Genomic DNA, 23,180 nt, shown 5'->3' on the forward strand with positions numbered 1-23,180 from the left:
GAAAGGAAAGATGTTGCATGAAAAAGATCAGCGTACTCGGCTCCACTGGCTCCATAGGTACCCAGACTTTGGACGTTGTGAGGAAACACCGGGAACATTTTCAGATTGAGGGCCTCGCTGCAGGGAGTAATAAGGACCTGCTGCTTCAGCAGGTCAAAGAGTTTTCTCCTCGCAAAGTGTCCGTTGCCACGAAAGAGCTTGCTGACAGCATAAGGCAAGATCTTCCTGCCGGAACCGAAGTGTTCCATGGTCATGAAGGCTTGATCGAGATTGCGGCAGCGACAGATGCGGAAATGGTGGTTACAGCGGTTGTTGGAAGTTTGGGTCTGTCCTCTACGCTTGCAGCGATTGATGAGGGGAAGACCATTGGGCTCGCGAATAAGGAAACGTTGGTAACGGCAGGTCATCTGGTTACGGCCCGAGCGGCTGCCAAAGGGGTAAAACTCTTGCCGATCGATAGCGAGCATTCCGCCATATTCCAATGCCTGAACGGGGAGCGGCATGAAGATATTGAACGGATCACGCTGACGGCTTCCGGAGGCTCATTCCGGGATTACACCCGGGAACAGCTGGTCAACGTTACGGTGGAGGATGCGCTAAAACATCCGAACTGGTCCATGGGTGCCAAAATCACGATTGATTCGGCCACCATGGCCAATAAAGGGCTTGAGGTGATCGAGGCCCATTGGTTGTATGGTATTCCTTATGACAACATTTCTGTGCTGCTTCACCCGGAAAGCATCATTCACTCTTTTGTGGAATTCCGCGATTCGAGTATCATTGCCCAGCTCGGCAACCCGGATATGCGGGTTCCGATTCAATATGCGCTGACCTATCCGGAACGGTGGACTTCGCCTGCACCAAGGCTATCTTTGGCGGAAGCGGGCAAGCTGCATTTCCGGGAGATGGACCTTGAACGTTTTCCTTGTTTAAGGCTTGCTTATGAATGTGGTAGAATGGGTGGGACAGCGCCAACGGTATTCAACGCAGCTAATGAAATTGCGGTCGCCCGGTTTCTCCGCGGCGAAATCTCTTTTCTGCGAATTGAAGAGATCATTGAGGAAGTGCTGCAAAGCCATCATGTTGCGCGGGAACCGGCACTGGAAACGATTGAAGAGAGCGATCGGATCTCACGTGAATTAGCTTCCCGACTATAGGATTTGAAGTGTTTTTGAAATCTCCCTTGAAAAAAAGCGGACAGCTTGTGATTCTCTTGTGGACGACAGGAGAATAATGATAATCTATAGGGACATACTGCGTTCTCAGAGGAAAAGGGGGATGTAAAGAATTGGAAATGGTTCGGGTCGTTTTTTTAACGGTGCTCATGTTTTTTGTGATCGTTACCGTGCACGAATGGGGTCACTATTATTTTGCCCGGCGTGCCGGAATCTTGGTACGCGAGTTCGCGATTGGATTTGGTCCAAAGCTGTTCTCATATAAACGCCATGAAACGCAGTTTACGCTACGTCTTCTTCCATTCGGCGGATATGCCCGTATGGCCGGGGAAGATCCGGAACTTGTCGAGATTCAGCCCGGTCAGACGATTGCGGTTCGATTGAATGCAGAGAATCAAGTGAAAAAGATTTATCTGGATCAACTCGACAACCGTAAAAATGTCATTCGCGGCGAAGTCCAGTTTATGGATATGGTGGATCGTTTGTCGGTTAGGCTTGATGTGGATGGTGAGTTCCAGCAATTCGAAATCCATCCGCAAGCCTTGACGGTAGCCAAAGGTGTCGAGACGCAGATCGCACCGAGAGACCGTCAATTCGGCAGCAAAACCGTCGGCCAAAGAGCGCTTGCGATTTTTGCCGGTCCTGTCATGAACTTCATTCTGGCCTTCGTGCTGTTTGCCCTTCACATTCAAATGGCCGGCATACCGGTTGAGAACCCAACCTATGTGCAGATTGGCGAGATTACGAAAGGCATGCCTGCAGATGAAGCCGATCTGAAAGAGGGAGACATCATCGAGAGCATTAACGGAACCGCCATTGGTGCCGATTATCAGAAGATGATCGAATTGATTGCGGCTTCCAAGGACAAGCCGATGGAATGGACTGTACGCCGGGGTGAGGAATCATTTGATCTGACCTTAACTCCGCGGACGATGGAGGGACAGGAAGGCGGCAAGGTCGGGATTGTTCCTGAGCTTCCTACCCGATCCGCAGGGATTGGGGAGACAATTACCGGGTCCGGGACCGCAATGGTAGATACAACGAATATTATCTTCCAGGGCTTCAGACAGTTGATTCAGAAGTTCTCCATGGATGATCTTGGCGGTCCTGTACGGACATTCGAAGTGACGGGGCAAATCGCCAAGCAGGGTATCGAACAGCTCACCTATTGGGCAGCCATTCTAAGCTTGTATCTGGGCATATTCAATCTGCTGCCGATTCCGGCACTCGATGGAAGCCGGCTCGTATTCTTAGGAATCGAAGCTTTAAGGGGCAAGCCAGTTGACCCGAACAGAGAAGGCATGGTTCATTTTATCGGGTTTGCGATGCTGTTCCTGTTAATGATAGCCGTAACCTACAACGATATTTTGCGTTTGATCAACGGATAAAAACCTAGGGTACGGCTCGGTGCGCCAGCCGCAACGAAAAGCCGTACCTTTTCTATTGTTAGCAGATGTTCATGTTTAACGATATCTAGCGAATGGAGTTACTATAAATACAGGCGGGCTATAGAGCCGCAGCTTGTTCACACATATCGCCAATAACGCCAGTCAAGCCGTTAAACAGGGTTTAGACCATGCGTTTTACTAATGGGAGGCACACGATTTATATGTCTAAGGAATCGAAGGATAAACAATTCGTGACGGAGATTACCCCGCAAGCGGAAGATTTCTCGCGCTGGTATATCGATGTCATCAAAAAAGCGGACCTGATGGATTATTCTCCAGTCAGAGGCTGCATCGTCTTCAAACCGGACGGTTATGAAATTTGGGAGCATATCCAGGAAGAGTTGGATCGACGCTTTAAGGCAACGGGCCATCGGAATGCGTATTTCCCGCTGTTCATTCCCGAGAGCTTTTTCCAAAAGGAGAAGGAGCATGTCGAAGGATTTAATCCCGAGCTGCCATGGGTCACGGAAGCAGCTGGAGAGAAGCTGGAGGAACGTCTGGCGATCCGTCCGACTTCCGAAACGATGTTCGGGCACATGTATTCCAAATGGATTCAATCCTATCGTGATCTCCCTGTGCTGATTAACCAGTGGGCTAACGTGGTCCGCTGGGAAAAACGCACGCTGCCGTTCCTTCGCACGAGTGAGTTTCTATGGCAAGAAGGCCATACCGCTCACGAAACGGAAGTTGAGGCTAGAGGAGAAACCATGCAAATGCTGGATATCTATCAGCAATTCGTAGAGGACTACCTCGCGATTCCGGTAATCAAAGGGCAGAAGACACCTTCGGAGAAATTCGCTGGCGCCGTGGATACGTTCTCGATTGAAGCGATGATGAAAGACGGACGAGCTGTACAGGCCGGTACTTCGCATTATATGGGGACCAACTTCTCGCAAGCTTTTGACATCCAATATTTGAATCGTGAAAATACGCTGGAATATGCTCATACGACATCCTGGGGCGTGAGCACACGTCTCATTGGTTCGTTGATTATGGTCCATGGGGATGACCGCGGATTGGTGCTTCCTCCTAAAGTCGCGCCAACGCAAGTGATCATGATTCCAATTGGTCCGCCGAAGACGAGAGACGCGGTAGTGGGCCGTACGGACGAACTGTTCCGTGAACTGAAATCCGCAGGCATCCGCGTACGCGTTGACGACAATCCGGATGTGCGTCCAGGCTGGAAATTTAATGAGTATGAAATGCGCGGAGTACCGGTGCGTCTGGAGATCGGACCGCGTGACATGGAGAATGGTGTGTGCGTGCTTGTCTCTCGTATTACAGGCGAGAAGAAAATCGTAGAGCAAGCTAATCTGACCCAGGAAGTACAGAATATGCTGGAGCAGGTGCACCAGGAAATGTTCGAGCGCGCGAAGCAGTTCCGTGAGGATCATTTCTATTCGGTGGAGACACTGGATGAAATGAAGGACAGCATGGAGGAAAAACGCGGGTTTACCTTGGCTGGATGGTGCGGTTCGGAAGCTTGCGAAGATACTGTCAAGCAAGAAACCGGTGCTACGAGCAGAAACATTCCATTCGAACCGGCCGAGAAGAAAACCAAGTGTCTCGTATGCGGTGAAGATGCGAAACATACCGTGCTGTTCGCGAGAGCGTACTAGTAAATCGATAATATGAATGACGGGCAAGTTTGGGTGAGGGAGGAGTTCTTCGTCCAGAACCGGGATTCATCATCTGGAGTAAGCTTCCGGATGGCAGTATGGCGGACGCTCTTACTTTTTGGGGCAGGACGAATGAGTGCTGCCGGCGGAAGCTTTATTCTATTTTTCACATCCGCTTAACGCGGTCTGATTTCTGTGGGTGTACGTCGATAGAAGTTTTTCTTATAGCTTTATGTAATGCAGGGGGAGGGAACCATGGGCACAACAGAAGATAAAAGGAAGCGATTTGAACTGCTGATCAAGCAGGGAGAAGTTCCGGCCAATCTGGTGGAACCCTATTTTTTGGATGGTGTGATCGAGCAGGTAGAGACAAGCAAGGCCAGCAAGGACTGGAGAATAACCGTCCTGAAGGAGACCTTGGTCCCAGCTGAGGTCTATCGCACATTTTGTCTGAGAATTCAGGAGAAGATGGGGCATATCGCGAAGATCAAATTTGTGTTCCGATATGGAAGCAGCGTCCCCGAAGCAGATATCGTGCAAGAATACTGGGGTTTGTTTCTAGAATGGGCACATCGGGAGATCCCTTCGGTCAATGGATGGATGACAAGGGCTAAATACGAGGTGGAAGATGGGCAAGTCCTTCTCTCCATGTCGGATGGCATGTCGCTGGAGCTTGCCCGCAAGAAACAGATCGATTCCGCCATTACCCGCTTTTTCGGGCAATATTTCGATCTGACGCTGCGCGTGAAAATGCAGGTCGGCGATAATGGTCAGGCGGCTTACGAGGAGTTCGAGCAGAGGAAGCGGGAAGAAGAACGCGAGGTCATCGAGCAGATCATGAGCAGCATGGAAGCTGAGCTTGATGCCGAGGATGAGGAAGAGGGCGCGGTTCGGCTGCAGGTTGGGTATGATATCAAGGAACCGCCGGTTCCGCTTCAGGAAATCCAAGACGAAGAGAAGAAAATTACGATTCAGGGGACCATCTTCGGATTGGATCGTAAGGAGCTTCGTAACGGAAGTACGTTATTCACATTCTATCTGACGGATTTCAGCGATTCCTTGCAAATGAAAATGTTTGGTAAGACCAAGGAGGACTTGAAGGTACTGAGCCTGCTTGAGAACGGCAAATGGGTGAAGGCACGCGGGCGTGTGGAATATGACCGGTTTATGCAGGTGCCGGAGCTGGTGATGATTCCGTCCGATCTTAATGAAGTGCCGGCGCCGCCATCTCGTAAGGATAATGCAGCCGAGAAACGGGTAGAATTCCACCTGCATACAACGATGAGCACGATGGACGCAGTCACGCCGATCGACCGATACATCAAGACCGCGGCTGCCTGGGGCCATAAAGCGATTGCCGTTAGTGATCATGGCGGGGTGCAATGTTACCCTGAAGCAGCCAAGAACGCAAAGAAACACGGGATCAAAATGTTGTACGGCGTCGAGGCCAACGTTGTGAATGATGCCGTCAATATCGTGGAACAGGCACAGCCGATTGAACTGAGCAGTGCGACTTACGTGGTATTCGATATTGAAACCACAGGTTTGTCCATCACCGCAAACAAGATTATCGAGCTGGCCGCAGTTAAGATGAACGAGGGCAAGGAAATTGGCCGATACGCCACTTTTGTCAACCCGCATGAGCGCATTCCATACCATATCCAGCAATTGACCAATATCAATGATGACATGGTTAAGGATGCTCCTGAACTGGAGCCGGTATTGAAAGAGTTTGTTGAATTTGTCGGGGACGCCGTGCTTGTGGCTCACAACGCTCGATTTGACATGGGGTTCATTCAGGCAGCACTCAAGAATGCCGGGATGGATACGCTGGGCAATCCCTACCTGGATACGCTGGAGCTGGCACGTCTGGTGCATCCGGGACTTAAGAATCATCGTCTTAACACGTTGGCTGACAAGTATAAGGTACTGCTCGAAAGCCATCACCGGGCGATTGACGATACGATTGCACTGGCAGGAATCCTGAACGGGCTCCTTAGCGATGTGGACAAAACCAAAGGCGTCAAGATGCTGGACCGCCTCAATGATTACGTCGGTACGGATCTGTCCAATACCCGTCCTTTCCACTGCGGTATTTATGCTTTGAATATGACGGGCAAGAAAAACCTGTACAAGCTGATCTCCATGTCGCATACCGAATATTTCAAGCGAGTGCCGTGTATTCCTAAATCCAAGCTTCGAGAGATGCGAGACGGGTTACTGGTGCTTTCCGGCTGCGAAAAAGGGGAGTTCTTCGAAACGGTGCTGAACAAAACGGAGGAGGAAGCCGAAGAGATTGCCGACTTCTACGATGTTTTGGAGATTCAGCCGTTGACGATGTATATGCATTTGGTGGACAAAGGCTTGGTAGGCAGTCCCGAAGAGATCAAAACTGCAATTTCCAAAGTCGTGCGCATCGGCGAAAAACTGAACAAGCCGGTCATCGCCACAGGAAACGTGCACTATCTTGAACCGCGGGATAAGCTGTTTCGGGACATTACCATCCATGGGATTACCGGTTTCAGCCCGCTCAAGGATATGCGCAAGCCTGACGCGCATTTTCGGACTACGGAAGAGATGCTCGAAGAGTTCGAGTTTTTGGGACAGAGCAAATGTTATGAAGTTGTTGTGACGAACACTAGCGAGCTGGCCGACCGCTTTGAAGAGTTGGAATTGTTCCCGGACAAGCTGTTTACGCCGATTCTGGATGGCGCGGATGAAGAAATCCGCAACACCTGCTACGACACGGCCAAGTCCATTTATGGCGAGAATTTGCCGGAAGTCGTAGTGGCCCGGTTGGAGAAAGAGCTTGAGCCGATCATTAAATACGGTTTCTCAGCGAACTATTTGATTTCCGAGAAATTGGTTAAGAAATCAAACCGGGACGGCTATTTGGTTGGTTCACGGGGTTCCGTAGGTTCATCCGTCGTTGCCACATTCCTCGGCATATCCGAGGTTAACCCGCTTCCCGCCCATTACATTTGCTTGAACGGCGACTGCAAGCACAGCGAATGGTTCCTGGACGGCAGCGTGCCGAGTGGATTTGACTTGCCGGACAAAGCTTGTCCGGAATGCGGAAACATGATGAAAGGCGAGGGACAGGATATACCATTCGAAACCTTCCTGGGTTTTAAAGGGGATAAGGTTCCCGATATTGACTTGAACTTCTCCGGTGAATATCAGCCGCATGCCCATAATTTCACCAAAGAGATGTTTGGCGAGGAGAACGTATTCCGTGCCGGTACCATCGGCACCGTGGCAGAGAAGACGGCATTTGGCTTTGCCAAAAAATATGAGGAACACAACAACAAGCGCTGGCGGGGCGCGGAATTGAACCGGCTGGCATCAGGCTGTACCGGCGTTAAGCGGAGCACAGGCCAGCATCCCGGCGGTATTGTCGTTGTGCCGGATTACATCGAAGTGGAAGAGATTACGCCGGTGCAATTCCCCGCGGACGATGTCAATGCAGAGTGGAAAACGACGCATTTTGATTATCACGCCTTTGAAGCGAATCTGCTCAAGCTGGATATTCTCGGACACGATGATCCGACGATGATGAGGATGCTCCAGGATTTGACCGGCGTGGATCCAACGACCATACCGATGAACGATCCGAAAGTAATGAGCATGTTTAACTCAACGGAAGCGCTGGGCGTCAGGCCGGAGCAAATACGCTCGCCGGTGGCCACCTTCGGCGTGCCGGAGATGGGTACCAAATTCGTACGTCAGATGCTGGTGGAATCGCAGCCGTCGAGTTTTGCCGACTTGTTGCAAATCTCGGGTCTGTCACACGGAACCGGCGTTTGGCTCGGCAACGCGCAAGAGCTCATCAAGAATGGTACATGCAACATCAAAACCGTTATTGGTTGCCGCGATGATATCATGTTGTTCCTGATTTATAAGGCTGGCATGGACGCGAGCCTCGCGTTTAAAATTACGGAAAGCGTACGTAAAGGCCGGGGATTGTCACAGGAATGGATTGACGAGATGAAGAAATGCAAAGTGCCGCAGTGGTACATTGATTCCTGTCTCAAAATCCAGTACATGTTCCCGAAAGCCCATGCCGCCGCGTATGTTATCTCAGCGGTGCGGACGGCTTACTTCAAGCTTTATTATCCGATCGAATATTATGCAACGTACTTCTCGGTGCGTGCTGAAGATTTCGATATCGAACTATGCTGTCAGGGTTATGAGGCGATTTATCGCCGGATTGAAGAGATTGAGCAGCTCGGCTTCGGAGCAAGCCCGAAAGAAAAGGGTATGCTGCCGATTCTTGAGATGGCGCTGGAAATGACAGCGAGGGGCTTCACGTTCAAGAACATCGATCTGTATGAATCGGATGCGCTCCGATTTAAGGTGGATGGAAACTCGCTCATTCCGCCGTTCTCTGCGCTTGCGGGAATCGGCGATAATGCCGCCCGCAACATTGCTGCCGCGCGTGAATTTGGAGAATTCCTCTCCATCGAGGATTTCCAGCAAAAATCGAAGGCGAGCAAAACCGCCGTGGAGCTGTTAACCCAAATGGGATGCTTCCGCGGTCTGCCGGAGAGCAACCAGTTGTCATTGTTCTGATTCTTGTCATTCATTCATGGCCGTGACGCCTTGACAGTCAAGGAGTCATACTTGTCACTATTACCAGACTATGTTATAATTTTTTTGGTAATCATGGAGATAAAACCGTTGTGTAAAGAGTGGGGCAACCCACTCTTTACTCTTTGGTATATAGGAAATCAACTTGGAGGTTATGTTCTTTGAGCACATCAAAGATTAAAACGACTGTGGAAGAAATGGTGCAGCCGTATTTGGACGAACACGGCTTTGAACTGGTAGATGTGGAATACGTAAAGGAAGGAAGCAACTGGTTCTTGCGCGTGTTTGTTGATAAAGACGGCGGCATTGACATTGACGATTGCGGTTTAATCAGTGAATACCTGAGCCAGAAGCTGGACGAGAACGATCCGATCCCGACAGCTTATTTTCTTGAAGTCTCTTCTCCTGGCGCGGAACGTCCCCTGAAGAAAAAAGAGGATGTTGCGAAGTCAGTCGGCAAGAACGTGTTTGTAACGGTATACGAGCCGATTAACGGGTTGAAAGAGTTTGAAGGCAAGCTGGAATCCTTTGATAACGAGGAGCTAGTCATTCAAACCGTCAAGAAACAGTACGTGATTCCATATGCAAAAGTAGCCAGTGCCAGATTGGCCATCATTTTTTAAACGGAAGTTTTGAAAGGGGGAACCGATTTTCAATGAGTATGGATTTTATTGAAGCGATGAATGAGTTGGAAAGAGAAAAGGGCATCAGTAAGGATGTGCTGTTTGAAGCCATTGAAGCGGCACTGATCTCGAGTTACAAGCGCAATTTCAACACGGCGCAAAATGTACGGGTAGACATGAATCGCAATACGGGTGTTATCAAGGTGTTCGCGCGGAAGCTGATTGTGGAAGAGGTGCTGGATCCGCGGACTGAAATTTCGCTGCATGCAGCCCGGGAAATCAATCCGCATTTTCAGATTGAAGATATAGCGGAAATCGAGGTTACGCCACGTGATTTTGGACGGATTGCAGCTCAAACGGCAAAGCAAGTTGTTACCCAGCGCATTAGAGAAGCCGAACGCGGCCTGATCTACAGCGCTTTTATTGACAAGGAAGATGATATCGTAACGGGTACGCTGCAGCGTCAAGATTTACGTAACATCTATATCGACCTTGGCAAGATCGAAGCGGCTCTGCCGCTTACCGAGCTTATGCCTAACGAGAAGTTCAAGCATGGCGACCGGATCAAAGCGTACATTACCAAGGTTGAGAATACCACCAAAGGGCCGCAGATTATGCTGTCCCGTACGCATCCGGGCCTCTTGAAGCGCCTGTTCGAGCTTGAAGTGCCGGAAATCTTTGACGGCGTTGTTGAAATTCGCTCGGTTGCGCGCGAAGCTGGATTCCGCTCCAAAATTGCGGTGTTTTCCCGTAACGATGAAGTCGATCCGGTTGGCTCTTGCGTAGGACCTAAAGGCATGCGCGTACAGACGATTGTCAATGAGCTTCGTGGCGAAAAGATTGACATCGTGCGTTATTCCGATCAGGTTGAAGAATACGTGGCCAATGCGCTGAGCCCATCCAAAGTACTTGAAGTTCAAGTATTTGAAGATGAGAAGATGGCGCGTGTAATTGTTCCGGATTATCAACTCTCGCTTGCGATTGGGATCAAAGGCCAGAATGCTCGTCTCGCGGCGAAGCTGACAGGCTGGAAGATTGATATTAAAAGCGAAAGTCAGGCGGAGCAGGAATTTGGCAGACCGAAGTCCCAATCAGGTGAAATGCACCAGGATTCCGTCTCTGTCGATTAATTCCAAATGACAGGGGGTTGTCGTCTTGAAACAGAGAAAGATACCGCTGCGTAAATGTGTAGCGTGTCAGGAAATGATGCCGAAGAAAGAGCTTATCCGGATTGTTAGGACTCCCGAGGATGCTGTCCTGATCGATCTCACCGGCAAAAAGTCGGGACGGGGAGCGTATTTATGCGGCAAAGTTTCCTGCTTCAAGCTGGCACACAAAAATAAAGCACTGGATCGCGCGTTGAAACAACATGTGAAGCCTGAGATCTATGAACAGTTGGCACAGGATTTCATCAAGGTGGAAGATGAATTCCTGGCTGCAAAAGAGAGTGCTGCCGATGATGAATAGGGCGCTTTCTCAGCTCGGCCTGGCCATGAGGGCAGGTAAGGTGGTTACCGGGGATGAGATCGTGCTCAAAGCCATCCGGTCTTCTGAAGCAAAATTGGTTATTCTGGCGGGTGACGCCTCAGTGAATACAACAAAGAAGATCCGCGATAAATGCGGTTCTTACAATATCCCTCTGGTAATCGGATTTGACCGGGAAAGTCTGGGCACAAGTGTAGGTAAACCCGAGCGGGTTGTGCTGGCAGTTACGGATCAAGGATTCGCAGAAATGATCTCCAAGAAACTGGAGACAATGTCGGAGGTGGAGTATATTGAGTAAACAGGAAAACAAAGACAATAAACTTCGAGTATACGAATATGCTAAATCGTTGAACATGAGCAGTAAAGAAATCATCACGATCCTTAAACGTTTGAACGTTCCGGTCAATAACCATATGAGCGTAATGGAAAACGATACGGTGTCCAAGGTCGAGCAGTTCTTTAAAGATATCAAATCGAATGCAGCAGCCAAGCGGGATAGTGGCGACGCTTCCCGAACCGAGAATCGTAAACCGGCGGTTTCCGGAGCCAATGCGGCTGCAACTGTATCCAATGCAAAAACAGAAGGCACTTCCGCTAGCGTAAGTGCAGAAGGCAACCGTAATGGGCAGGACGGTATGCGTAATTCAGGACAGAGAGCAACAGGACAACAAGGTCAAAGCCAGCCCAAAAAACAACAGGAAAAGCAGGTAGGTATGAATAGTAGAACGAATCAAAACACTCAGAATGCTTCAGGTTCCCAGCGTCCCCAAGGAGGACAGGATACCCGAAGAAATCAGTCTGGCTCCGCACAAGGAAGTCAGCAGAACAATCGTAGCCAAGCATCCAGACCAGGCGGCAGCACGCAGACCGGATCACGTCCTCAGGGCGGCGGTCAAGGCGGCGCACGTCCGCAAGGCAGTAATCAAGGCGGCGCACGTCCGCAAGGCAGTAATCAAGGTGGATCGCGTCCGCAGGGCAGCAACAACCAAGGCGGCGCACGTCCACAGAGCAAGCCGGGTGGAACCGGAGGCGGATTCACAAGCTCCAATAACAACAACAGTAACAGCCAGAACCGCGGTTCCAGAAACAACAATAACAATCGTTCAGACTCCAAGCGTTTTGATGACAACAACCGTCAAGGTGGATTCCGTGGCAACAATCGCGGTGGAAAGAACAACCGTGGCCGGAATCAACATAATCAGCAGCCGCCTCGTGAGAAAATCGACAACACGCCGAAGAAAATTATCGTCCGTGGCAACATGACCGTCGGTGAAACGGCGAAGCTGCTTCACAAGGACGCTTCCGAAGTCATCAAGAAGCTGATTTTCCTCGGCGTGATGGCCACCATCAACCAGGAGCTGGATATCGATACGATTCTATTGCTCGCTGGCGAATTCGGTGTAGAAGTCGAAGTGAAAATTCCGGTTGAGGAAGATCGTTTTGAGACCGTTGAAGAAAACGATGCTCCGGAAGAACTGAAAGAGCGTCCACCGGTCGTTACCATCATGGGTCACGTCGACCACGGTAAAACGACGCTGCTTGATGCGATCCGTTCCACGAATGTATCGAGTGGAGAAGCTGGCGGTATTACGCAGCATATCGGTGCTTATCAAGTCGAGATCAATAACAAGAAGATTACGTTCCTGGATACACCAGGCCACGAAGCGTTTACGGCTATGCGTGCCCGTGGTGCGCAAGTAACGGATATGACAATCATCGTGGTTGCGGCTGACGACGGCGTGATGCCGCAGACGGTCGAAGCGATTAACCATGCGAAAGCTGCAGGTTTGCCGATCATCGTTGCCGTAAACAAAATCGATAAACCTGATGCTAACCCGGATAAAGTCAAACAAGAATTGACGGAATACGAGTTAGTCCCTGAAGAGTGGGGCGGAGACACCATCTTCGTTAACGTTTCGGCGAAACAGCGGATGGGTCTGGAGGACTTGCTTGAAATGATTCTTCTGGTAGCAGAAGTGAATGAATATAAAGCAAACCCTGACAAACGCGCACGCGGTACTGTTATTGAGGCGGAGCTGGATAAAGGCAGAGGCCCGGTAGCACGCATTCTCGTTCAGCATGGTACATTGAAAGTGGGCGACGCCTTCGTAGCGGGCAACTGCTTTGGTCGTATTCGTGCGATGGTGAACGATAAAGGACGTCGATTAAAAGAAGCGGGTCCTTCAACGCCGGTTGAAATTACCGGTTTGACTGAAGTTCCAGGCGCCGGCGATCCGTTTATGGTGTTTGAAGATGAGCGTAAAGCGCGTAATATCGCTGATAAGCGTGCGATTACCCATCGTCAATCCGAGTTGAACACAAATACCCGCGTGACGCTGGATGATCTGTTCCAACACATTAAAGACGGTGAGATTAAAGATCTTAACGTGATTATCAAAGGTGACGTACAAGGTTCTGTTGAGGCACTGAAAGGTTCCTTGAACAAAATCGAGGTGGAAGGCGTTCGCGTCAAAATTATCCACAGCGGTGCCGGAGCAATCACGGAATCCGATATTATTTTGGCCGCTGCTTCCAATGCGATTGTTATCGGCTTTAACGTTCGTCCGGACGTTCAAGCGAAGCAAACCGCCGAGCAGGAAAAGGTTGATATTCGTCTGCACCGTGTAATATATAATGTAATCGAGGAAATTGAGCAAGCTATGAAGGGGATGCTCGATCCGGAGTACAAAGAAACCGTGATCGGTCATGCGGAAGTCCGCAACACCTTTAAAGTGAGCAAAGTGGGTACGATTGCAGGATGTATGGTGACATCCGGTAAAATTGCGCGTAACGCAGAAGTTCGCTTGATCCGTGACGGCATTGTCGTTCATGAAGGCAAGATCGATTCCCTCAAGCGCTTTAAAGATGACGCTAAAGAAGTGGCACAGGGTTATGAGTGCGGGATTACCTTGGCAAGCTATAGCGACGTCAAAGAAGGAGACGTAATCGAAGCCTTCATCATGGAGACGGTAGAGCGCTAACGAATGAGGTGATCAGACCATGGCAAAAATCAGAACTGGGCGCGTAGGCGAGCAGATTAAAAAAGAGCTCAGCCAACTGATCCAAACGGAGATGAAAGACCCAAGAATCGGTTTTATTACAGTGACCGGTGTTGATGTTACAAATGACCTGTCTCAAGCGAAGGTATACCTGAGCGTGCTCGGCGACGACGAGCAGAAGGCAGCTTCCTTAAAAGGGTTGGAGAAGGCAAGCGGCTTTCTCCGTTCCGAGCTGGGCAAGCGGATTCGACTCCGGCATGTGCCGGAGCTGATCTTCAAATTCGATGATTCCATTGCGTACGGCAGCCATATTGAGAAGCTGCTGACCGAAATCGTGGATCGCGAAGAGAAATAGAGTAGTTCGTTTTTATAAAGGAGAGGGCGAATGCAGACCTATGAACAAGAGCTGCAGCAGGTGAAGTCATTCCTGCTGGAGCACGATGATTATTTGGTTGTGTCGCATGTTCAGCCCGATGGAGATGCAGTCAGTTCCACCCTTGCGGTGGGCTGGCTTCTCTCATGTCTGGGCAAGAAATTCACGATGATCAATGAGGGGCCCATTCCAAAACGCATGAAAATGTTGTGGCATGCAGAAGACATTCTCAATCTGTCTGAACAGCATCCTGGAAGAACGTTCTCACACGTCATTTGTGTGGATTGTGCGGATTTTGCTAGAGTAGGCTATACGAAACAAGTATTTGCCGATCATGCAAGCATCGTTAATATTGACCATCATCCAACGAATGATCGTTATGGGGCCGTCAACCTGGTCGCGCCGGAAGCGGCAGCAACCGCTGAAATCCTTTATGATTTGCTGAATTTGTTTGAAGTGAACTGGGATGCCGATATTGCAACAGCGATATATACGGGATTGTTAACGGATACCGGCGGTTTTCGTTATTCGAATACATCGCCCAAGGTCATGAGTATTGCTTCGGATCTGTTGTCCTATGGCGTCAACGGTCCCGAGATTGCGGAAACGTTACTGGAGGAAATGACGCTTCCACAGATGAAGGTGCTGGTTCAGGCGTTAAACACGTTAAGTCTGTCGGAGGACGGCAAAATAGCCTGGGTGTACGTAACGCCTGAGTTTATGGAATTATGCGGCGCCGTTAGCGAGGATCTCGAGGGAATTGTCAATTACCCCCGCAACATTCAGGGAGTTGAAGTCGGCATTCTGTTCAAATCGCTGCAGTCCGGAATGGTTAAGGCGAGTTTGCGTTCAGCCGGAAAAGTGGATGTGGCGGCATTAGCGCAAATATTTGGAGGGGGCGGCCATGTGCGGGCAGCCGGTTGCAGCATTGAAGGCTCGCTTCATGACGTCATTCCTAGAGTAATAGAGCAGGTGAGATTAAAGCTATGACACAATTAGAAGGCATCTTGGCCGTTCACAAGCCGGCAGGCTGGACATCCCACGATGTGGTCGCGAAAGTTCGGGGAATGGTTCGTTTGAAGCGAATCGGACATACGGGCACGCTGGACCCCGAAGTAACGGGTGTGCTTCCGTTATGCTTGGGGAGAGCCACACGAGTTGTGGAATACCTGCAGGAACTGCCTAAAGAGTATCATGCGGTCCTCCGACTCGGATATTCGACGGATACCGAAGATATTACCGGGAATGTAGTGGAGACGGCAGATGATGTCCATGTGACAAGGGAGGAAGCGCTTGAAGCGCTGCAATCTTTTACAGGCCAGATCTCGCAGATCCCGCCCATGTTTTCCGCTGTCAAAATCAATGGTAAACGATTATACGAGCTTGCCAGAGAAGGGAAGACGGTGGAACGCAAGAGCCGGACGGTAACGATTCATGAAATCGAAATGACGGATTTTGATGCTGAAGGGGATTATACGGAAATTTCTTTCCGCGTATTATGCTCCAAAGGTACATACATCCGCACGCTTTGCGTGGATATAGGGAAGAAGCTCGGCGTGCCATCTGTCATGGTTAAGCTGGTACGCACAGTATCAGCGGGAATCACGGAGGATCAGTGCTTAACCCTGGAGCAAATTGAGCAGTTCATGAAGGATGATATCCTGCACACCCGGCTTATTCCCGTGGATCAAGCGATTGACTATCTGCCGAAGCATACGGTTTCTGAAGAAAAAACCGATGCTGCCCTGCAAGGACAGCGCTTGTCCTCAAGAGCGGTGGAGCCGCCGGTTGACAGCTCGGAGCCTATTCGTTTGTATGATATAAAGGAAAACTTTCTGGGAATCTATAAGCGGCAAGAGGAGACAGGGGCTATCGTTCCTGTGAAAGTATTTTCCTAAGTACGACTGGATTTAGTGAGTGGAGGTGAGTAAGCATGAGGGTTGTTTCTTTATCCTATCCTGTATCTTCTGATATTGTACGAGAAGCTGCCGAGCCGAAGGTAGCTGCAATCGGCCAGTTTGACGGTCTTCACCTGGGACATGCCAGTGTGCTTTCGACGGCTGTTAATATTGCGCGGGAGAATGGAGTGCCGGCTGCACTCATTACCTTTTATCCTCATCCGAAAGACGTCATTGGTAAAGGGAGCTATGAGGGATATCTGACGCCTCAGCCTGACAAGCAGCAGCTGCTTGAGGCAATGGGCATCGATATTTTGTATGTTGTCGAGTTCAATAAGGAGTTCTCCCAGGTGAGTCCGGAAACGTTTGTTGAAGAAATGCTGTTTCCCTTGAATCTGCAAACGGCGGTTGTCGGATTTGATTTCCGGTTCGGCCATAAGGGCGCTGGTGACGCGGTCAAGCTTCAGGAACTCGGCGAAGGCAGGATGTCTGTAGTTACGGTTCCGCCGTTCCTGGTCGATGGCGAGAAGGTAGGAAGTTCATCCATACGGATTGCCTTGAAAACAGGACAGCTGTCGGATGCAAATCGCTGGCTCGGACGGAATTATCATATCCGCGGCACGGTTATTCATGGGGAGAAGCGGGGAAGAAAGATCGGTTTTCCTACTGCGAACCTGGAATTGACGGATCCGTTCGTGGCACCTGCATTAGGCGTCTATGCCGTCCGTGCTCGCACGGATAAGCATCACGACTGGATTCCGGGCGTCATGAACATCGGCGTGAAGCCGACGTTCCACGAAGGGATTACAGAACCGATCTTTGAGGTCCATCTGTTCGATTTTGAAGGGGATCTGTATGACCAGATCATGACGGTGGATATCGTTCAATATATCCGCAAGGAGCATAAATTCGAATCGGTTCAGGAGCTTGTGGAATGGATTCAGCGAGATGCCGTCGAGGCCCGCAAAATATTGAAAGTCAGTGAATAAACGGTTTGGGACAAATTGTTCGCAAACGGATTTTCTTTTTCAGGTAAAGTATGCTATACTCTTAGAGGTCGCCTGAAGATTGGGCGATTTTAACCTTGGCTTGGATGTTCGATCTCACCGTCGGTACCTGGGCCAATGGCGATTATAATGAGGGAGGTGAACAGGATGGCATTAACTCAAGAACGTAAACAACAACTGATTGACGAGCACAAAACTCATGAGTCCGATACAGGATCCCCAGAGGTGCAAATCGCTATCCTAACGGAAAACATTACGAACTTGACTGACCACTTGCGTACTCACAAAAAGGATCATCATTCCCGTCGTGGATTGTTGAAAATGGTCGGCCAACGCCGTAAGTTGCTTGCATACTTGAAAAACAAGGATGTTAAACGTTACAGTGCTTTGATCGAGAAGCTTGGATTGCGTCGCTAATCATCCATAAGATGTGCCGAAAACAGCCTGGTTGTCCACTGTCCTTCTTGGAACGACAGCGGCACAGCCGGGCTCTTTTCTAAGTATTGTACAATTTACCGTTTTCGAGCTTCCCCACAAAGTACTGCGTACGCTTCATAGCCTAAACTCCACTTTGTGGGGTTATCTTAATATAGATTCTTTATAGATTGTAGGCGTGGTCTGTTCGCTGAATTTCGCTTAATGGTATAACCAGGGGCAATCTATACGGAGAATGTTCTATACGGTTCGGGTTGTTCCTGTACATAGGTTTGCGATTTCGACCGTTTGGATGGCTCTGGTTAGGAAATGTGGACAGTGTTTTGCAAAAGACATGCTGATGGTAGAAGGAGATTTCAAAAAAAAATTTATCCCCATGAGGAGGGATTACATGGAAACACGTGTTGAAATGCAGCTTGGCGGAAGACCCCTCGTGTTCGAAACAGGGCGCCTTGCGAAGCAGGCAAATGCGGCTGTGATGGTTCGTTACGGCGAAACGGCAGTCCTGTGTACAGTGACAGCTTCCAGTGAACCGAAGGATTTGGATTTCTTTCCATTGACGGTCAACTATGAGGAGCGTTTGTACGCAGTCGGTAAAATTCCGGGTGGATTCATCAAACGCGAAGGCAGACCAAGCGAGAAAGCGATTCTTGCCAGCCGTCTGACAGACCGTCCGATTCGTCCGTTGTTCCCTGAAGGCTTCCGTAATGATGTACAGGTTCTGAATCTCGTGATGAGCGTAGATCAGGATTGCGAGCCGGAAATCGCGGCAATGATCGGTACTTCCGCTGCCTTGAGCATCTCGGATGTGCCTTTTAACGGCCCGATCGGCGGCGTAGCGGTTGGTCGCGTTGACGGCAAATTCGTGGTGAACCCGAATATTGCCGAGCAGGAAGCGAGTGATATCTATCTGGTCGTCGCTGGCACCAAAGATGCGATCATGATGGTTGAAGCCGAAGCGAACGAGGTTCCTGAGGAAGTCATGCTGGAAGCGATCATGTTCGGGCATGAGGAAATCAAGAAAATCGTAGCCAAGATCGATGAACTCGTAGCCGCTTGCGGTAAAGAGAAAATGGCGGTTAAACTTCATGCGGTCAATGAAACGGTGAATCGTGAAGTGCGCGATTTCGCCGAAGCTCGTCTTGTTGAAGCCGTTCGCATTGAGGAGAAACATGCTCGCCAGGATGCGATTGACGCTATCAATGATGAAGCGTACACCGTATTTGAAGAGAAGTATATCGAGACGCCTGAGTTGTTGAAGGATGTTAAAGAGGTGCTTCACGATATCGTGAAGGAAGAAGTTCGACGTTTGATCACGCATGACAAGGTTCGTCCGGACGGTCGTGGTCTGTCCGAGATCCGTCCTATCGATTGCGATACCAGCCTGCTGCCTAGAACGCATGGTTCCGGTCTGTTTACACGTGGACAAACCCAGGCTCTTAGCGTATGTACATTAGGTGCTCTAGGTGATGTACAGATTCTCGATGGAATCGATCTGGAAGAGACCAAGCGTTTCATGCACCATTACAACTTCCCGCCGTTCAGCGTAGGGGAAGCTCGTCCGCTCCGCGCTCCAGGCCGTCGTGAAATTGGACACGGCGCACTTGGTGAACGTGCATTGTCGAAGGTCATTCCGAATGAAGTGGAATTCCCGTACACGATTCGCCTTGTGTCTGAAGTTATCGAATCGAATGGTTCGACCTCTCAAGCGAGTATTTGTGCAAGCACGCTTGCTATGATGGATGCAGGGGTACCGATCAAAGCACCTGTAGCCGGCGTGGCGATGGGCTTGATTAAAGACGGAGATCATGTTTCCATCTTGACCGATATTCAAGGGATGGAAGACCATCTCGGCGACATGGACTTCAAGGTTGCGGGGACACCTGACGGGGTTACCGCCATTCAGATGGATATCAAAATCGACGGTATTGACCGCGCGATTTTGCAGGAAGCACTGCAGCAGGCCAAAGAAGGACGGATGCATATCCTTGGAAAAATGGCAGAAGCCATTCAAAAGCCAAGAGAAACGTTATCCCAATATGCGCCTAAGATTATTACGATGCAGATCAATCCGGACAAAATTCGCGATGTAATCGGTGCCGGCGGCAAGATCATCAACAAAATCATCGAAGAAACCGGCGTGAAAATCGATATCGAGCAAGACGGCCGCGTGTTTATTGCATCCTCCAACGATGAGATGAACAAAAAGGCTCTTTCGATTATCGAAGGCATTGTGCGTGAGGTAGCTGTTGGCGAAATCTATACAGGTACTGTTAAACGGATTGAGAAATTCGGTGCATTCGTTGAAATCCTGCCTAACAAAGACGGGCTTGTTCATATCTCCCAGCTCTCGACCGAGCGCGTAGCGAAGGTAGAGGACGTGGTTGCAATCGGTGACGTCATTACCGTGAAGGTTACCGAAATCGATCAGCAGGGACGGATTAACCTGTCTCGCAAAGCGGTTTTGACTGCGGAAACCAACAAGAGCGGATCGTAATCCGCGCTTGGTTTAACAGCATATAGATAGAAGGAAAAGAGGCAGAACCTATTATTCTGGCTCTTTTTTTTAATCATTCGGGCATCACTTTGCGGCACATATTTCCTCCTGAACCTACATAAAATGGGACAAAGCTTCTCAAGGGGAGGGTGGATATGCCCATGAATGGAAAAAAGATGGTCGTGCTGCTGACCGGTGCCGCAATGGTGTCGGCTGTTGCTGTGTTCAGCGGGGCCTGGGGATATGTTTCGGGACTGCAGAATAATAAACCGGAGGCGCAGCTCGCAAGCGGTTCAGAGAGGGCGGTAGACCTGGATTTATTGAGTCAAATCGAAGCCGCTGCGGCGAAGTCACGAATTGAGCCGGTGGATGCCAGGGTGGACTCCGTGTGGAAAGCGATACCCGGTTATAATGGACTCGAAATCGATATAGAGGCTACATACCAAGCTGCATCGTCAAAAAAACGAAAAGCCGGAGAAGCCATCCCGTACGTGTACCGGCAAATACCGGCCAAAGTAACGCTGAATGATCTTGGAGATCAACCAATCTATCGGGGCAACCCCAACAAGCCGATGGTATCTCTGATGATTAACGTGGCCTGGGGGAATGAATTTCTGGTGCCGATGCTGGACACGCTGGATGCGGAGAAGGTGAAGACGACCTTTTTCCTGGATGGGAGCTGGTTGAAGAAGAACCCTGAGCTTGCCGGCGAAATTCTGAAACGAGGTCATGAGGTGGAGAATCATGCCTATACGCATCCGAACATGAGCCGTCTCAGCAGGGATCGGGCGGAGCTGGAAATTGCGAAGACGCAGGACCTGCTCAAAGAAAGTTTGGGTGTAGAGAACAAATGGTTTGCTCCGCCTTCCGGCGATTTTAATCAGCAGACCGTATCCATCGCTAAAGCAAGGGGATTGAAGACGGTCCTATGGACGCTCGATACGGTTGATTGGAAGCATCCTGAACCGGATGCAGTCGTTCAGAAGATCTCCTCGAAGGTGGAGCCGGGTTTCCTGATTTTGATGCATCCCACCGATTCCTCGTCCCAGGCGTTAAAGGGAATGATTGACGGAATACGTGCCAAAGGGCTGGAAATAGGAACCGTTAGCCAGACGCTTTCTCCTGAGCGAATCATGCCGAAAGGAAGTTGAGCCGCATGGTAAAGTTTGATAGAATGAATGGATGGCATGAGGCTGGTAATCAGCTTATGTAAGCCTGGATGGAACAGTTAGGGGGGCCCTCGTGAAAAAAATACAATTGTCTAACGGCCTAAGAGTGGTTATGGAGCAAATCCCGACAAGTCGTTCGGTTTCATTCGGTATTTGGGTGAAGACCGGATCCCGCAATGAATCGGAGGACATCAACGGGATTACGCATTTTATAGAGCATATGATGTTCAAAGGGACGGAGCGTTTTGACGCCCGTGCCATTGCGGAGGAATTTGATGCCATCGGCGGCAACGTCAATGCTTTTACGTCTAAGGAATATACGTGTTATTACGCCAAGGTGCTGGATGAGCATTTTCCGATTGCGGTTGACGTGCTGTCCGACATGTTTTTCAACTCGAAGCTGGATGCGGGCGAGTTAGCCAAGGAGAAGAACGTCATTCTGGAAGAGATCGCGATGTATGAGGATACGCCGGATGATCTGGTGCATGACCTGATGTCGTTATCGGCGTACGGCGATCACCCGCTGGCTTATCCGATTCTGGGTACGAAGGAACGGCTTGAATCAATGGATTCACAAGCGCTTAGAGCTTACATGGATAAACACTATACCATTGAGAATACGGTAATCGCCCTGGCAGGCAACATCAATGATGATGTGATTGAATTATTGGAGCGTCATTTTGGCGGCTTTGCCAATCACGGCAGCTCCGAGCCGCTGGCCGTGCCCGCCTTTTTGGACGGCGTTCAGTTCCGCAAGAAGAAAACAGAGCAGAATCATATCTGTATGTCGTTTCCCGGCTGCTCTATCGGAGACGAGCTTCAGTATGCAATGGTCCTGTTAAATAACGCCATTGGCGGCGGCATGAGTTCACGCTTGTTTCAGGAAATCCGGGAGAAGCGCGGACTGGCATACTCGGTATATTCATATCATAGTTCTCACGCAGATAACGGGATGTTCACCATTTATGCAGGTACAGCGCCCAAGCAGACGAAGGAAGTCCTTCAGCTGACGACGGAAATGCTGCATGATCTGGCACAGAACGGGATGACGGAGGAAGAGCTGCGCAAAGGGAAGGAACAACTAAAGGGCAGTCTCATTCTAAGCTTGGAGAGCACGAGCAGCCGCATGAATCGCTTGGGTAAGAACGAATTGATGCTGGGCCGCCATTTCAGTCTGGATGAAATCATTAAGCGGATTGAACAGGTGGATATGAAGGATGTCGACGCGGTTCTTGACCGTATGTTTGGGACTCCATATGCACTAGCGATGGTTGGAACTTCAGATAAAGCACTGAATGTACTTAGGAGGAATGAATTTGTTGCACTACGTTCAAATCAATAGATTGCCAGGTAATGAAGATGTCAAACTTCCCGTGAAAATGTCCGAGCTGGCGGCAGGCTTTGATCTGCACGCAGCAGTTGCGGAGCCGGTGGTTCTGAATCCAGGCGAGCGCCAATTAATCCCGACTGGTTTTGCGATTGCCATGCCGGCCGAACTTGAAGCTCAAATCCGCCCGCGCAGCGGACTGGCTTACAAGCATGGCATTACCTGCCTGAATTCTCCAGGTACGATTGATGCCGATTATCGCGGGGAAGTGAAGGTGCTGCTGGTGAATTTGGGACAAGAGCCATTTGCGATTGAGCGCAATGAACGCATTGCCCAGATGGTGTTCAAGACCGTTCCGGCAGTAGAATTCATGGAAGTTGACGAGTTGTCCGACACCGTACGGGGTGCAGGCGGATTCGGTCATACCGGCAAGTAAACCCATTCATGATCCGTTATCGGTATCCATCATCGTTTTACTAAAGCACACCGCTCCGGCCTAGCCGGGCGGTGTTTTTTGCGTCAGCGTTCACGCAAA

Annotated in this window: 18 protein-coding genes; all 18 read left to right on the top strand. The window is 50.0% G+C overall.

The window, feature by feature from the left end:
- Positions 1-17 precede the first annotated feature (17 nt).
- The 18 genes from AK95_RS11610 (at position 18) to dut (ending at position 23,081) form a co-directional block, all read left to right on the top strand.
- Entirely contained in the window at positions 18-1,157 is a 1,140-nt protein-coding gene (locus tag AK95_RS11610) for a 1-deoxy-D-xylulose-5-phosphate reductoisomerase (RefSeq protein WP_071220113.1), read from the top strand.
- Positions 1,158-1,294: 137 nt separating this feature from the next.
- On the top strand, positions 1,295-2,563 hold the full coding sequence (gene rseP, locus AK95_RS11615) for an RIP metalloprotease RseP (protein WP_397376666.1): 1,269 nt from the start codon (positions 1,295-1,297) through the stop codon (positions 2,561-2,563).
- Positions 2,564-2,784: 221 nt separating this feature from the next.
- Positions 2,785-4,242 (top strand): proline--tRNA ligase, encoded by a 1,458-nt coding sequence (gene proS / locus AK95_RS11620; protein WP_071220115.1) that lies wholly within the window; start codon positions 2,785-2,787, stop codon positions 4,240-4,242.
- Between the two features lie 255 nt (positions 4,243-4,497).
- On the top strand, positions 4,498-8,814 hold the full coding sequence (locus AK95_RS11625; protein WP_071220116.1) for a PolC-type DNA polymerase III: 4,317 nt from the start codon (positions 4,498-4,500) through the stop codon (positions 8,812-8,814).
- A 179-nt stretch (positions 8,815-8,993) separates the two neighbouring features.
- Positions 8,994-9,455, top strand: coding sequence for a ribosome maturation factor RimP (rimP, locus tag AK95_RS11630; protein WP_071220117.1), 462 nt, complete (start codon positions 8,994-8,996; stop codon positions 9,453-9,455).
- Positions 9,456-9,487: 32 nt separating this feature from the next.
- Positions 9,488-10,585, top strand: a complete 1,098-nt coding sequence (nusA, locus tag AK95_RS11635) for a transcription termination factor NusA (RefSeq protein ID WP_071220118.1) — start codon at positions 9,488-9,490, stop codon at positions 10,583-10,585.
- 25 nt (positions 10,586-10,610) lie between these two features.
- A complete protein-coding gene (gene rnpM, locus AK95_RS11640) occupies positions 10,611-10,922 on the top strand; it encodes an RNase P modulator RnpM (RefSeq protein WP_053492673.1) in 312 nt (103 codons plus the stop codon).
- Positions 10,915-11,238 (top strand): YlxQ family RNA-binding protein, encoded by a 324-nt coding sequence (locus AK95_RS11645; RefSeq protein ID WP_181469797.1) that lies wholly within the window; start codon positions 10,915-10,917, stop codon positions 11,236-11,238. The genes rnpM and AK95_RS11645 overlap by 8 nt, the downstream gene beginning before the upstream one ends.
- Positions 11,231-13,921, top strand: coding sequence for a translation initiation factor IF-2 (gene infB, locus AK95_RS11650; protein WP_071220120.1), 2,691 nt, complete (start codon positions 11,231-11,233; stop codon positions 13,919-13,921). Before AK95_RS11645 ends, infB begins: the two co-directional genes overlap by 8 nt.
- 19 nt (positions 13,922-13,940) lie before the next feature.
- On the top strand, positions 13,941-14,294 hold the full coding sequence (gene rbfA, locus AK95_RS11655) for a 30S ribosome-binding factor RbfA (protein ID WP_071220121.1): 354 nt from the start codon (positions 13,941-13,943) through the stop codon (positions 14,292-14,294).
- Between the two features lie 30 nt (positions 14,295-14,324).
- Positions 14,325-15,302 carry a DHH family phosphoesterase gene (locus tag AK95_RS11660; RefSeq protein ID WP_071220122.1) on the top strand — a complete coding sequence of 326 codons (978 nt, stop codon included), beginning with the start codon at positions 14,325-14,327 and terminating at the stop codon, positions 15,300-15,302.
- Complete coding sequence (gene truB, locus AK95_RS11665; protein WP_071220123.1) at positions 15,299-16,210, top strand: tRNA pseudouridine(55) synthase TruB; 912 nt, start codon at positions 15,299-15,301, stop codon at positions 16,208-16,210. The genes AK95_RS11660 and truB overlap by 4 nt, the downstream gene beginning before the upstream one ends.
- Before the next feature lie 35 nt (positions 16,211-16,245).
- Complete coding sequence (locus tag AK95_RS11670) at positions 16,246-17,199, top strand: bifunctional riboflavin kinase/FAD synthetase (RefSeq protein WP_071220124.1); 954 nt, start codon at positions 16,246-16,248, stop codon at positions 17,197-17,199.
- A 165-nt stretch (positions 17,200-17,364) separates the two neighbouring features.
- On the top strand, positions 17,365-17,634 hold the full coding sequence (gene rpsO / locus AK95_RS11675; protein ID WP_006211281.1) for a 30S ribosomal protein S15: 270 nt from the start codon (positions 17,365-17,367) through the stop codon (positions 17,632-17,634).
- A 409-nt stretch (positions 17,635-18,043) separates the two neighbouring features.
- Positions 18,044-20,149: a polyribonucleotide nucleotidyltransferase gene (gene pnp / locus AK95_RS11680; protein WP_071220125.1), complete on the top strand. Its 2,106-nt coding sequence runs from the start codon at positions 18,044-18,046 to the stop codon at positions 20,147-20,149.
- A gap of 155 nt (positions 20,150-20,304) precedes the next feature.
- Positions 20,305-21,300 (top strand): polysaccharide deacetylase family protein, encoded by a 996-nt coding sequence (locus tag AK95_RS11685; protein WP_071220126.1) that lies wholly within the window; start codon positions 20,305-20,307, stop codon positions 21,298-21,300.
- A gap of 91 nt (positions 21,301-21,391) precedes the next feature.
- Positions 21,392-22,660, top strand: a complete 1,269-nt coding sequence (locus AK95_RS11690; protein ID WP_071220127.1) for a M16 family metallopeptidase — start codon at positions 21,392-21,394, stop codon at positions 22,658-22,660.
- Positions 22,635-23,081 (top strand): dUTP diphosphatase, encoded by a 447-nt coding sequence (gene dut, locus AK95_RS11695; RefSeq protein WP_181469793.1) that lies wholly within the window; start codon positions 22,635-22,637, stop codon positions 23,079-23,081. The genes AK95_RS11690 and dut overlap by 26 nt, the downstream gene beginning before the upstream one ends.
- The last annotated feature ends 99 nt before the right edge of the window (positions 23,082-23,180 follow it).

This window comes from Paenibacillus sp. LC231 (genome assembly GCF_001860525.1).
Classification (GTDB): Bacteria; Bacillota; Bacilli; order Paenibacillales; family Paenibacillaceae; genus Paenibacillus_AQ.